Below are 13,104 nucleotides of genomic sequence, written 5' to 3'. Positions count from 1 at the left end.
AAAAAAGCGCCGTCACAGTGACGGCGCCTTGGGCGTTTGATGGCGAAGGATTACTCCCAGTTCAGCGCGCCGCCGGTCTGGTATTCGGTCACGCGCGTTTCGAAGAAGTTACGCTCCTTCTTCATGTCGATCATCTCGCTCATCCACGGGAATGGATTTTCTTCCTGCGCAAACAGCGGCTCGATGCCGATCTGCTGGGCGCGGCGGTTGGCGATGAAGCGCAGGTAGCCCTTGAACATCGGCGCGTTCAGACCCAGCACGCCGCGCGGCATGGTGTCTTCGGCGTACGCGTATTCCAGTTCCACTGCCTGCATGAACAGGACCTTGATCTCTTCGCGGAAGGCGGCCGTCCACAGCTGCGGGTTTTCCATCTTGATCGTGTTGATCAAATCGATGCCGAAGTTGCAGTGCATCGATTCGTCGCGCAGGATGTACTGGTACTGCTCGGCAGCGCCCATCATCTTGTTCTGGCGGCCCAGCGCCAGGATCTGCGTGAAGCCGACGTAGAAGAACAGGCCTTCCATCAGGCAGGCAAAAACGATCAGCGATTTGAGCAATTTCTGATCGTTTTCCACCGTGCCGGTGGTAAACGCCGGGTCGGTCAGGGTGTTGATGAACGGAATCAGGAACTCATCCTTGTCGCGGATCGACTTGACTTCGTTGTAGGCGTTGAAGATCTCGCCTTCATCCAGGCCCAAGGACTCAACGATGTACTGGTAAGCGTGCGTGTGGATCGCTTCCTCGAACGCCTGGCGCAGCAGGTACTGGCGGCACTCTGGCGCCGTGATGTGGCGGTACGTGCCCAGCACGATGTTGTTGGCGGCCAGCGAATCGGCGGTAACAAAGAAACCCAGGTTGCGCTTGACCAGGCGGCGCTCGTCGTCCGTCAGGCCGTTCGGGTTCTTCCACAGCTCGATATCGCGCTGCATGTTCACTTCCTGCGGCATCCAGTGGTTGGCGCAACCGGCCAGGTATTTATCCCACGCCCACTTGTACTTGAACGGCACCAGCTGGTTGACGTCGGTCTTGCCGTTGATGATGCGCTTGTCATCGGCATTGACGCGGCGCGCCACTTGCTCGGCGTTCGCTTCGGACGGCTCGGCACCGGCCGGCAGGTTCAAATCGGTATTTCCCAGTGGCGCTTGCTGCGCCGGACGCGGCACAGCTGCCGACGTGGTTTCATCATCCCATGACAACGACATAATCTTCTTCCTTTCCTTGCCGGCGTGCCGGCGTTCCGCAACAGGCCCGTTGTATCGGACAATGCGGACATTAACAACATTGAATCAGCCCGGCCGTGCCGGGCTGACAACTAAAATTTTACTGGCAGGCTTCGCATTCTTCGAAACCGTCATCACCCGGGCGCAGGTAGCAGGCTTCGCCATCGGCGTCGTCCGCTGCCGCTGCCACCACTGGCGCTGCGGCGGCAACTGCTGCTGCCACGATCGCTGCCTGGGCGCTCTGTGCGCTGGCCGACATGCCGCCGTCGACTGCCACGGCGTTCAGGGCGCCCGTCTTGGAGGTCGATTTCTCCATGTGGGTGGCGGCGATGGTACGCAGGTAGTAGGTGGTCTTCAGGCCACGCAGCCATGCCAGCTTGTAGGTTTCGTCCAGCTTCTTGCCCGACGCACCAGCCATGTATATGTTCAGCGACTGGGCCTGGTCGATCCACTTCTGGCGACGCGAAGCCGCTTCCACCAGCCAGCTTGGCGACACTTCAAAGGCGGTGGCGTAGATATCGCGCAGGTCTTGCGGGATGCGGTCGATCTTCACCAGAGAGCCGTCGAAGTACTTCAGGTCGGAGATCATGACTTCATCCCACAGGTCGCGTGCCTTCAGGTCGCGCACCAGGTAGCCGTTGATCTCCGTGAATTCGCCCGACAGGTTCGATTTCACATACAGGTTCTGGAACGTCGGCTCGATACAGGCCGACACGCCGATGATGTTCGAAATCGTCGCCGTCGGGGCAATGGCCACGCAGTTCGAGTTGCGCATGCCAAACTTGGCGATGCGTTCGCGCACCGGGGTCCAGTCCATGGCCGACGAGGAATCGACTTCCAGGTAGCCGCCGCGCTCTTCGGCCAGCAGTTTGACCGAATCTTGCGGCAGGATGCCACGATCCCACAGCGAACCGGCGTACGATTCATAGCGGCCGCGCTCTTCGGCCAGTTCCGTCGACGCCAGGTAGGCGTAGTAGCACACCGTTTCCATCGAGGTGTCGGCAAACGACACGGCTTCGTTCGAGGCAAACGGGATGCGCATCATGTGCAGGCAATCCTGGAAGCCCATGACGCCCATGCCAACCGGACGGTGGCGCATGTTCGAGTTGCGCGCCTTCTCGACGGCGTAGTAATTGATGTCGATGACGTTGTCGAGCATGCGCATGGCAGTGCGCACGGTCTTGGCCAGCTTGACATGATCGAGCTTGCCTTCTTTCATGTGCGCCGGCATGTTCACGGAACCGAGGTTGCAGACGGCGATTTCATCAGGGCCGGTGTTCAGGGTGATTTCCGTGCACAGGTTCGAGCTGTGGACGACGCCAACGTGCGACTGCGGGCTGCGGATATTGCAAGGATCCTTGAAAGTGATCCATGGGTGGCCCGTTTCAAACAGCATCGACAGCATCTTGCGCCACAGGTCCAGCGCAGCGATCCTCTTGAAGGAACGCATTTCGCCAGCGGCAGCCTTGGCTTCATAGCCCAGGTAAGCCTTTTCAAAGGCCTTGCCGACCAGGTCGTGCAAATCTGGCGTTTCGCTCGGCGAGAACAGGGTCCAGTCGCCTTTTTCCATGACGCGCTTCATGAACATGTCGGGAATCCAGTTGGCCGTGTTCATGTCGTGCGTGCGGCGGCGGTCGTCGCCCGTGTTCTTGCGCAGATCGAGGAATTCCTCGATGTCCATGTGCCAGGTTTCCAGGTAGGCGCAGACGGCGCCCTTGCGCTTGCCGCCCTGGTTGACTGCCACGGCCGTGTCGTTGACCACTTTCAGGAACGGCACCACGCCTTGCGATTTGCCGTTGGTGCCCTTGATGTGGGCGCCCAGGGCGCGCACTGGCGTCCAGTCGTTGCCCAGGCCGCCGGCATACTTGGCCAGCAGTGCATTGTCCTTGATGGCGTCGTAGATGCCTTCCAGGTCATCCGAAACGGTGCTCAGGTAGCACGACGACAACTGCGAGCGCAGGGTGCCCGAGTTGAACAGGGTCGGCGTCGAGCTCATGAAGTCGAACGAGGACAGCAGTTTGTAGAACTCGATGGCGCGCGCTTCGCGGTCCGCTTCATTCAGCGACAGGCCCATGGCCACGCGCATGTAGAACGCCTGCGGCATTTCGATGCGCACGTCATGGATGTGCAGGAAATAGCGGTCATACAGGGTTTGCAGGCCAATGTAGCCAAATTGCAAGTCGCGGTCGGCCACGATGGCTTTCGCCAGGCGCTCCAGGTCGAAACTGGCCAGTACCGGGTTCAGCAGGTCATTGGCGATGCCCTTGGCGATGTATGCCGGGAAATAGGTCAGGTATTCGCTGGCGGCAGCCGCTTGCGGCACTTCCTTGCCAAACACTTCCTTGCGCACCGTGTGCAGCAGGATGCGGGCCGTGACCTGGCTGTAAGCCGGGTCTTTTTCCATCAGCGCGCGCGCCGCCAGGATGGCCGACTTGTGCAGCTCTTCGACCGGTACGCCGTCGTACAGGTTTTTCACGGTTTCGGCCAGGATGGCGTCGGCATCGACGTGCTTTTCCAGGCCGGCGCAGGCGGCGCTGATCAGGTCGCGCACTTCCTGCATGTCCAGCAGGCGGCGTACGCCGTTATCGGTCACGTTCAATTGTGGCGCTGCAACTTGTGCGGCACCGCCTTGCGCTTCCTTCTGCAGGCGGCGCTCTTCCATGTGCTTGGCGCGGTACAGCACGTAGGCACGCGCCACGTCGTGCTCGCCCGAACGCATCAGCGACAGTTCCACCTGGTCTTGCACATCTTCAATATGGAAGGTGCCGCCGCCCGGGTGGCGGCGCACCAGCGCTGCCACGACGCCGTCCGTCAATTGTTCCACCAGTTCACGGATGCGTGCCGAGGCTGCGCCCTGGCCGCCGTTCACGGCCAGGAACGCCTTGGTCATGGCGATGGCGATCTTCGAAGGCTCAAATGCCACCACCGCGCCGTTGCGGCGGATGATGCGATAGTCGCCCATGGCTGCGCCCGTGCTCGCCACGCTATTGGCCGCGCCTGGCGCTGGCGATACTGGCGTTGGATGGTTGGAAATATCTTGTGGTGATTGCATTGAAGCTCCCGTTGTCAGCTAAAGTCAGCCTGCAGTTTTGCTGCCGCGTGTGTGTGGTTGAATAGAACGCCCGATATTCAGGGTTTCTTCAGGTAATTTTTGTTGCCAAATAGCAAATAATGCAAAGTCAGAATTCATACCGCCAACCTTCACTGCCGGCTGGCGCGAAACACGATCAAGGGTGGTGAAGCGCCAGTTCCAGCTGCCATACCGGCAAACAGGATAGCTTTGACAATAATTCTGAAAACGTCTGAGATGGCACTAGATATAGTTATTAAATTCGATTTCTTCACTAATTGTAGTACCCATCGAAATGGGATGCAATAGTTTTCCGGCATCCGTTGGCGTAATTTTTTGTACTTTCTTCTACGATTTCGGTTGACTTTTCAGGGCATGGATGGAAAGCCCAATGCCCGCGAAGTAAGCGCTAACGCAGGCTGTCGGCCAAGGGTTTCCAGCCAGCATTCTTGATAAAAATGCCAGTCGAAAAACGGTCCGGGATCCGTCTTCCTTCCCGGCGCGATATGTTCATGACCACGCACTTGGGTCAGTCCGTAGCGCTCCACCAGGGCCGCCGTCAATGCCGCCAGGACACGATATTGCTGTGCCTGGAAGGGGACAAAGTCCGAGCCTTCCATTTCGATACCGATGGAATATCCATTGCACTGCGGACGGCCCTCAAAGGTGGACGTACCGGCATGCCAGGCGCGCTGGCTAGCAGAAACATATTGCAGCAGCGCACCATCGCGCCGCACAAAAAAGTGCGCCGAGACCTGCAAACCACGCAGGTCGGCAAAAGAAGGATCGGCATTATAATCTACCCGGCCGGTAAACAAGTCCGACACATGCGGCGCGCCGAAGTGGCCGCCGGGCAAACTGATGTTATGGATCACCAGCAAATCGATTTGCGCGCCTTCCGGGCGGGCATCCTGGTACGGCGAATCGTAGCGCACGGCGCCGTCGCACCAGCCATCGTCATTTATCTTCCATGCCATCATCAAGCTGGGGCTCCTGTATCGTCAACTTTTGCATCCGGTAACGCAACTGGCGCACGCTGATGCCCAGTTGCCGCGCCGCCCGCCCACGATGATAGCGTTCCCGCACCAGCGCCAGCGTGATCATTTCCCGCTCGGCCTGGCATAAATATAATGCCAGCGGCAAGACTGGCGCCACGCTGCGCGGTGCCATGCCCGGCAGGGACAGTTGCCGCTCCGGCATTGCCGGCGGCGCCCGCAGCGGCGTGACACCAGCCAACGATGGCAAACCCAGGCCATCGGGGGCGATCACGCCGTCGTCGGCAAAGGCCAGCGCCCGTTCCAGCAGGTTCTCCAGTTCGCGCACATTGCCAGGAAACGCATAGCCGGCCAGCGCCGCCAGCACGGGCGGCGCCAGGCGCACGGCTTGCTGCGGCGAAAGGCGCGCCAGGATTGCCTCACATAATACCTCCAGATCGGCCAGCCGTTCACGCAGCGGCGGCACCGCCAGCTCGATCACATTGAGCCGGTAATACAAATCCCGGCGAAAGGTCGCGGCCGCCACGCCGCGCGCCAGGCCATGCTGGCTGGCGCACAGGATGCGCACATCAACGGCCTCATCCCTGCTACCGCCCAGTTTGCGCACGCGGCGCTCCTGCAGCGCGCGCAACAGTTTCACTTGCATGCCCAGCGGCAAGTCGTCGACTTCATCGAGCAGCAGGCTGCCTCCGTGTGCCGCCTGAAACAGGCCCTGGCGCTCATGCAACGCCCCCGTATAGGCGCCCTGGCGGCAGCCAAAGAACTCCGCCTCCATCAGCGCTTCGGGAATGGCGCCGCAATTGACGGCGATAAACGGGAAACCGGCACGCGCGCCCTGCGCATGGATGGCGCGCGCCGCCAGCTCCTTGCCGCTGCCCGACTCGCCACGGATGGCCACCGGCGCACCGCAGCGGGCGATGCGGCTAATCTGCGCGCGCAGCGCCTGCATGGCGGCCGAATTGCCGATCAATTGCAGCGCGGGTGGCCTGCCGTTGGCTGGTATCTGGTCGGTGACGGCCACGGTACGCGAGCTGGAGCTGGGGCTGGAGCTGAACATGGGGCTGGCCTTTCTGCGATGGCGACCGGGGCCGCTTCGTGCAGATGCTACGCCTGGCGGGCAAAAGGGGACGTTACGATACGGAAGAGCAATGCGCAGCACCTGCGCTCACTATCTATTACAGCGTGGCGTGCGCGTGGCTGCAGTAATCGTGGCCCCTGGCCTGCACGTTTTCAGACGCGGGATAGTACACGCCGCATTGGGCGCAGCACAGCATCAGCTCGGCGTCAGGCAGTTCCTGAACCCGGTCTGGCGGCGCAAACGGGTGCGGCGGCTGTTGCTGCTGCTCACGGGCGCGCTGCTGCATGCCGCGAATCTTGCTGCGGATAGCAAACAGCACCAGAAACACCAGCGCCAGCCAAAACAAAACACGTGTCATGCGAATCCTCGGTGTAAAACCACTTCAAGTACAAAACGGCTACCGACATAGGCCAGCAGCAAGGTAGCGAAACCAGCCAGGGTAAAACTCAGCGCCGTCTTGCCGCGCCAGCCACGGAAGCGGCGTCCGGCCAGCAAGGAGGCAAACAGCAGCCACGACAACATGGTAAACACGGACTTGTGATCCCAGTTCAGAGCCTTGCCAAACAATTGTTCGGAAAAGACGATGCCCGACAGCACCGTCAGGCTGAGCAAGATGAAACCCAGGCCAATCATGCGAAACAGCAACTTCTCCATCGTCAGCAGGGCTGGCAACTGGTCCAGCGCGCTGCCGATGAAACCCCGGCTTTCGCTGCGCGTATGCAAGCGCGACTCCTGCAGCGCCATCAGCACGGCGTGGAAGGCGGCAATCGTCAAGGTGCTGTAGGCGAGCACGGCGACCGCGATATGCCAGCCAAAGACGGCCGACTTGCCGTCCATGCTGACCTGGCTCCCAGGAAAGGCCCAGGCCAGGCCTATGGCGATGACGGCGCTGGGCATGACCATGCGGCGCAGTCCATCGAGGCTGAAATTGCGGTTCTCTATCCAGTAAGCGCCCACAGAGACCCACAGCGCGGCCGACAGCATGGCGGAAAAGCCGAAGCGCAAGGTGCCCGGCGCCATCAGGTCGAACCACAGCGTAGCGGCGTGCGCCAGCCACGCAATGCCTGTCAGGCTGGCAATGAGCCGGGCCCGGGGAGAGGGAAGCAACGCACACACCGCATACAACAGGGCGGCGATGAGAAAGAAGTAAGTCTGCATGTTTTAAGTTTACACCATAGCCGGCAAGCGCGATTCAAGCGACAGCATGGGCGCCAGGGCGCCGATGCAAGCCTGCCATGATATCGCGCCTGAGGCGTGACGGGGTGGCGCACCCTCAAGATTTCCAAATCTTTCGCGCTGCGGCGCAGCGCCTGTCTATATTAGTATGCTGCGCAAAAATGATGGCCCGCTTAAGTGGGCCATCAAGCACTCTGGCTATCGGCTTACTTGACGTTCAGGCTCTTCTTGGCCTGCTCCAGCAAATCCGTCTTGACCCAGTCCTTGGCCACGGGTGGCTTCGTCATGCGGCCCACGCCCGTTTTCACCATCACATCGGTGGTCACCTGGATATGCTCGGGCGTGATGTCATACGAATACGGCGAATTGCTGATCGCGTCGTCGAAGTCATCCTTCGTGATCTGGCCACGGAAAATCACTTCGCGCACGTATTTCTCCGCCGTCGGCTTGCTGTCGATGAAGGTCTTGGTAGCTTCGACGAAGCAGCGCATGAATTTTTCCGCCACGGGACGGCGTTCCTTGTAAAACTTTTCCGTCATCACCATGGTCCGCACTGGCTCGCCAATCGGCGTATCGTACGGTTTCAGGATTTCCACGCCGAAACCCTTGTTGATCGCCTGCGACGATTGCGGCTCCGATTGCATCATGGCATCGATATTCTTGCCCATCAGCGCCTGGTTCAAGTCCGCGTAAGCGAGGAAGACCAGTTGCACATCCTTGCCCTTGGTTTCCGACACCGTCAAGCCGTTCTGCGCCAGCTCGGCCAGCAGCAGCACTTCCTGGATGCCGCCGCGCGTCACGCCCACGCGCTTGCCCTTCAAATCCTTGACGCTGGTGATTTTTTGCTCGGCGCCCGCCACCAGGCGCGCGCCGCCCTTGGCAAAGCCGGCCACCACATAGATCGGCGCACCGCCCGCACGGCCGGAAATGGCCGCCTCGGACGCCGTCGCGCCCACGTCCAGTTCGCCCGCGATGATCGCCTGCATCACATCGAGGCCCTTGGCGAAGATATGCTCTTCCACCTTGATGCCGCACTTGGGCGCGATTTCCTTGATATAGGACACGGCGCCGTAGTGGGCAAATTTCAAGTTGCCCAGGCGCACGACTTCCTGTGCCTGAGCTGCGCCTACGCTCAATGTCAACATGACTGCGGCAGCAAGACTGGTTTTCAAGGTGACGATTTTTTGCATCTGCTTCTCCTGTTTCACGGTGGTTGGAATTGCCTGCGATGCAGGCAAGGAAACACTGCTTTTTTATTATGCAGAGATAGTACCGTGTGCTGGAGTGAGAAAAGTATTTTTTATCGCGCTTGCAGATGCCGGGCAATTCAATCAGCGCAACATCGCTCATCGCTGGCACCTGCTGATCCATCTATCCTTGAACGTGGCAGTCAATATCATTGCAGGAATCATTGCACAAGCGTCACCAGCCCTGCCAGCGCGGCGACGGCTGCCAGCAGGGAACTACGCAACAGCAATGTGGGCGCATACGGCAGCAGCAGGGCCACCAGCAGCGCGCCGGACGATAAAAATCCCAGCCACGCGACCACGCCGACGGTGGCACTCCAGCCGGCTACGCAGGGCCAGATGGCCAGCGCCAGCAACAGCGCGCCAGCCAGTTGCAGCGCACGCCGCACGCTCAAGGCCGCGTCGCGCCCCCAGACTTGGCCGTGATGGCGGTCCATCGCCAGGGAGAGGCTGGCCATGCCCGCATACGACAGGCCCAGCGCACAAAGTATGGTGTAGATCATGACTGTCCTTCCGCATTGACTTGCAGGCTGGCCGATGCCGCCAGGCTTTCCCTGGCAGCGGCCTTTTTGACCGGCTTTTCCTTGCGCTTGTGGACTTTCCACGCGCCCCGGGCGGCCAGCAGGCCAAACGCCAGGCTGCACAATTCCACGCCGGCGCTTTCCCAGTCGCCGCGGGTGATCTGCGCTACCAGGTTGTCGCCCGTCGTCAGTACATTCAGCACGGGCAGCAGCACGCACATTGCAGCCAGCAGGCACAGTTGCTCGATCCAGGCGCGCTTTTCCGAGCGCAGGCAGGCGTGCACTAGCATCAGGAACCACACGCCGAAGAAGGCCCGCACTTCCCAGCCGGCGCGGTGCTCGATGCCGACGGGGATCAGTCGGTTCGCCCACAGGAAACCGATGCAGGCAATGGCCAGGCCGGCGATGGCGGCCACGTTCAGGCATTCGATGATGCGGTACACGCGTTCCGTATAGGCGCCGAATTCGCCGCCGGCACGCTGGCGGCGCTTGACCATGAACAGGATCGCTCCCGTGCCCATCATCGCCGTGCCGGCCAGGCCGCAGAAGAAATACAGCCAGCGCATGGGCGTGCCGCCAAAACCGGCCATGTGCAGGTTCGACATGACGATACGCGTCAGGCCCGCGCCGCCCGTGTCCGACTTGCCCGGCTGGCGCACGGCGATTTGCTCGCCCGTGGCCAGCGCATAGCAAGCCATGCCCGTATTGGCACTGATACGCTCAAGCATATCGCCGTCTTCATTCCAGCCATACATGCATACGCGCATGGAGGCATCGTTCGGATTGTCCAGCACCACGGCGCGGATTTCCTGTCCGATGGTCTGCTCGGCGCGCTGCGCAAACGACTCCAGTGCAGGAATGGCCAGCGCCACACCCGTTCTGGCCGGCTTGTCCGCCGCGTTCCAATCGGCCATGAAGGCGCGCTTGGCGTTGTCCATGCCATATTGGGCCACCACGGGGGCCGGCACATAATCGTCGCTGTAGAACGCCAAGCCCGTGTAGGCGATCATGCACTGGAACGGCAAGGTCAGCACCGCCACCGCGTTATGCGCGTCGAGCCACGAGCGCTGGCCTTTTGCCGGGCGGAAGGTGAAGAAATCCTTGAAGATGCGCTTGTGCGTGATGACGCCACTGACCAGCGCCACCAGCATGATCATGGTAGTGATGCCGACGATCCACACGCCGATGCGCCCCGCATGCAACTCATAGTGGAAATCGACGAAATGGTGGCCGCCGATGGTCTCGCGCCCGTTCGCTTCGCGCGCAGGCTCGATCACCTTGCCCGTCAGCGTATCGAGATCTGCCGAACCATAACCGCCGCTGGGCTGGAACCAGTAAGCGGACAGACCATGACCGGGGCGCTGCACGGGCCAGATTTCCCACATGTCTGCCTTTGGGTGTTCCTTGGCCATGAAGTCCAGCGCCAGCGCCAGGCGCTGCGCGCGGTCCGTGACCTTCGGCAGCGGCGGATCGTTCGCGTGCGCCGCCTCTTCCAGTGCATGTTCTGGCGTCATCCAGTGGCCGATCGGGTCGTCGAAGACGGCCAGGGAGCCGGTCAGGAAAATGGCGAACAGCAGCCACGAAATCCACAGGCCGCTCCAGGTATGCAGCCAGGCCATGGCCTGGCGCAAGCCGCCTGACTGCGGCGTCTTCACAACCTTGCCCTGTTGCGGCGTTTTCGCTACTTTTTCCACTTTGACGGCGTTCATGCTGCACCGCGCGACAGGAGCATGCCGGTGCCGCCGCACAGGATGGCCGGCAGCAGCATGCCGATCCAGACACGGCGCAGGTCTTGCACGGCAAAGACCCAGATAACGGCGCAGGTGTAAACGACAAAGGCGCTCAGGGTGGCCGTCAGCACGGCTTCGGCGCGCAACATAGGCAGCACGGCCGACAGCAGCACGGCCACGCCGGACGTCAGCGCGTAGCCGCCGAAGACGGCAGCGAGCACGCGTGAAAACAACATCATGTTGGCCGATTTCATCGTTGCGGTGTCCCTGACAACTGCGGTTGTGCCAGGCGGCACTGCATATACTGCATATATTGAACATATTGCTGGGTAAAATCGGCGGCCGACATGGCACCCCTTTCCGGTCAGGCGCGGCGCGCCATAAAATGTAAATAAGAATTATTCGCATTCTAACCGGCTTCGTGCCTTTCCTGCAATCGCGGCATTGCCAGAAATACCAAGTAAATGAAAAACAGTCCGGCCATCGGCCTGTGCAGCAGGGGAGCGCCAGGCCCCCGCGATGGGGTAAAATGGCGCCCATCGTCCGGCTTGCGCCGCCCACTCCCAAGCTTTCCATTGCAGGTTCATCATGCTAGATAATCTCACCCAACGGCTTGCCAAAGTCGTCAAGACCATGCGCGGCGAGGCGCGCTTGACCGAAGCGAACACCGCAGACATGCTGCGCGAAGTGCGCCTGGCGCTGCTCGAAGCCGACGTCGCCCTGCCCGCCGTGCGCGAATTCATCGCCAAAGTCAAAGAAAAAGCCATGGGCGAGGATGTCATTTCCTCGCTCACGCCCGGCCAGGCCCTGGTCGGCGTGGTGCAGCGCGAACTGGCCGCCCTGATGGGCGCCGACCTGGGGCCGGAAGCGTCGCAGATCAGCTTTGCCCAGCAGCCGCCCGCCATCATCCTGATGGCCGGTTTGCAGGGTGTGGGTAAAACCACCACCGTCGGCAAGCTGGCGAAATACCTGAAGGAAGAAAAAAAGAAGAAGGTGCTGACCGTCTCGGCCGACGTGTACCGTCCCGCCGCGATCGCCCAGCTGCAATCGGTGACCGCCCAGGTCGGCGCAGACTTCTTCCCGTCTTCCAGCACCGACAAGCCGGTCGATATCGCCCTCGCTGCGCTGGACTGGGCCAAGAAGCATTATCACGACGTGCTGATCATCGATACTGCGGGCCGCCTGGGTATCGACGAAGAGATGATGCGCGAAATCGCCGCCATCCACGGCGCCGTGAAGCCGATCGAAACCCTGTTTGTCGTCGACGCCATGCTGGGCCAGGATGCCATCAACACGGCCAAGGCCTTCAATGATGCACTGCCACTGACTGGTATCGTTCTGACCAAGCTCGATGGCGATGCGCGCGGCGGTGCCGCCCTGTCGGTACGCCACATTACGGGTAAGCCGATCAAGTTTGCCGGTGTTTCGGAAAAACTCGACGGCCTGGAAGCGTTCGATCCAACCCGCATGGCCAACCGCATCCTGGGCATGGGCGACATCCTGGCCCTGGTGGAAGAGGCGCGCAAGGGCGTCGACAGCAAGGCTGCGGCCGATCTGGCGCAAAAAATCAAGGTCGGCGGCAAGTTCGACATGAACGACTTCAAGGCGCAACTGGGCCAGATGAAGAAAATGGGCGGCATGGCCAACCTGATGGACAAGCTGCCAGCGCAGTTCCAGCAGGCCGCAGGCGGCAAGAACATGGATCAAGCGGACAAGCAGGTGCGCCGCATGTGCGGCATCATCGACTCGATGACGCCGAAGGAACGCGCCAAGCCTGAACTGATCAAGGCCACGCGCAAGCGCCGCATCGCCGCCGGCGCCGGCGTGCAGGTGCAGGAAGTGAACCGCATGCTGACGCAATTCGAGCAAATGCAAACGATGATGAAGAAATTGTCGGGCGGCGGCATGATGAAGATGATGCGCAGCATGAAGGGCATGATGCCTGGCATGAAGTAAGGCTTCAAAATCGGCGATGAGGAAAGGCTTCAAAATCTACTGCGCGGCGCGCTTTGCGGCCGGCGATGCTCACCGCACCGAAGTGCGGTTGCGCTTCTCGGCCACAAATCA

Annotated in this window: 11 protein-coding genes; 1 reads left to right on the top strand and 10 read right to left on the bottom strand. The window is 60.9% G+C overall.

Annotated features, from left to right (window positions below):
* Nucleotides 1–50: 50 nt before the first annotated feature.
* The 10 genes from ACQ4W6_RS06925 to ACQ4W6_RS06880 all read right to left on the bottom strand — a co-directional run bounded on the left by ACQ4W6_RS06925 (nt 51) and on the right by ACQ4W6_RS06880 (nt 11,276).
* Nucleotides 51–1,202 (bottom strand): ribonucleotide-diphosphate reductase subunit beta, encoded by a 1,152-nt coding sequence (locus ACQ4W6_RS06925; RefSeq protein ID WP_436566443.1) that lies wholly within the window; start codon nt 1,200–1,202, stop codon nt 51–53.
* 118 nt (nt 1,203–1,320) lie between these two features.
* Nucleotides 1,321–4,272 (bottom strand): ribonucleoside-diphosphate reductase subunit alpha, encoded by a 2,952-nt coding sequence (locus ACQ4W6_RS06920; RefSeq protein ID WP_436566442.1) that lies wholly within the window; start codon nt 4,270–4,272, stop codon nt 1,321–1,323.
* 386 nt (nt 4,273–4,658) lie between these two features.
* The gene (ampD, locus tag ACQ4W6_RS06915; protein WP_436566584.1) at nt 4,659–5,270 is read right to left on the bottom strand and encodes a 1,6-anhydro-N-acetylmuramyl-L-alanine amidase AmpD; all 612 of its coding nucleotides are present in this window, start codon (nt 5,268–5,270) and stop codon (nt 4,659–4,661) included.
* Nucleotides 5,248–6,342, bottom strand: a complete 1,095-nt coding sequence (locus ACQ4W6_RS06910; protein ID WP_436566441.1) for a sigma-54 interaction domain-containing protein — start codon at nt 6,340–6,342, stop codon at nt 5,248–5,250. Before ACQ4W6_RS06910 ends, ampD begins: the two co-directional genes overlap by 23 nt.
* A 118-nt stretch (nt 6,343–6,460) precedes the next feature.
* Nucleotides 6,461–6,721, bottom strand: a complete 261-nt coding sequence (locus ACQ4W6_RS06905) for a PP0621 family protein (protein WP_436566440.1) — start codon at nt 6,719–6,721, stop codon at nt 6,461–6,463.
* Nucleotides 6,718–7,521, bottom strand: a complete 804-nt coding sequence (locus tag ACQ4W6_RS06900; protein WP_436566439.1) for a cytochrome C assembly family protein — start codon at nt 7,519–7,521, stop codon at nt 6,718–6,720. Before ACQ4W6_RS06900 ends, ACQ4W6_RS06905 begins: the two co-directional genes overlap by 4 nt.
* Nucleotides 7,522–7,745: 224 nt before the next feature.
* Complete coding sequence (locus ACQ4W6_RS06895; RefSeq protein WP_436566438.1) at nt 7,746–8,729, bottom strand: ABC transporter substrate-binding protein; 984 nt, start codon at nt 8,727–8,729, stop codon at nt 7,746–7,748.
* Between the two features lie 218 nt (nt 8,730–8,947).
* Nucleotides 8,948–9,289, bottom strand: a complete 342-nt coding sequence (locus tag ACQ4W6_RS06890; protein WP_436566437.1) for a DUF3325 domain-containing protein — start codon at nt 9,287–9,289, stop codon at nt 8,948–8,950.
* Nucleotides 9,286–11,016, bottom strand: a complete 1,731-nt coding sequence (locus ACQ4W6_RS06885; RefSeq protein ID WP_436566436.1) for a PepSY-associated TM helix domain-containing protein — start codon at nt 11,014–11,016, stop codon at nt 9,286–9,288. Before ACQ4W6_RS06885 ends, ACQ4W6_RS06890 begins: the two co-directional genes overlap by 4 nt.
* Complete coding sequence (locus tag ACQ4W6_RS06880) at nt 11,013–11,276, bottom strand: hypothetical protein (RefSeq protein ID WP_436566435.1); 264 nt, start codon at nt 11,274–11,276, stop codon at nt 11,013–11,015. The genes ACQ4W6_RS06885 and ACQ4W6_RS06880 overlap by 4 nt, the downstream gene beginning before the upstream one ends.
* Before the next feature lie 349 nt (nt 11,277–11,625).
* Between ACQ4W6_RS06880 and ffh the strand changes: the two genes are divergently transcribed.
* A complete protein-coding gene (ffh, locus tag ACQ4W6_RS06875; protein ID WP_436566434.1) occupies nt 11,626–12,993 on the top strand; it encodes a signal recognition particle protein in 1,368 nt (455 codons plus the stop codon).
* The last annotated feature ends 111 nt before the right edge of the window (nt 12,994–13,104 follow it).

This window comes from Janthinobacterium woesei, from assembly GCF_051380875.1.
Lineage (GTDB): Bacteria > Pseudomonadota > Gammaproteobacteria > Burkholderiales > Burkholderiaceae_D > Janthinobacterium.
Note: the sequence above shows the minus strand (reverse complement) of the source record. Positions and strands in the feature narration are given on the sequence as shown.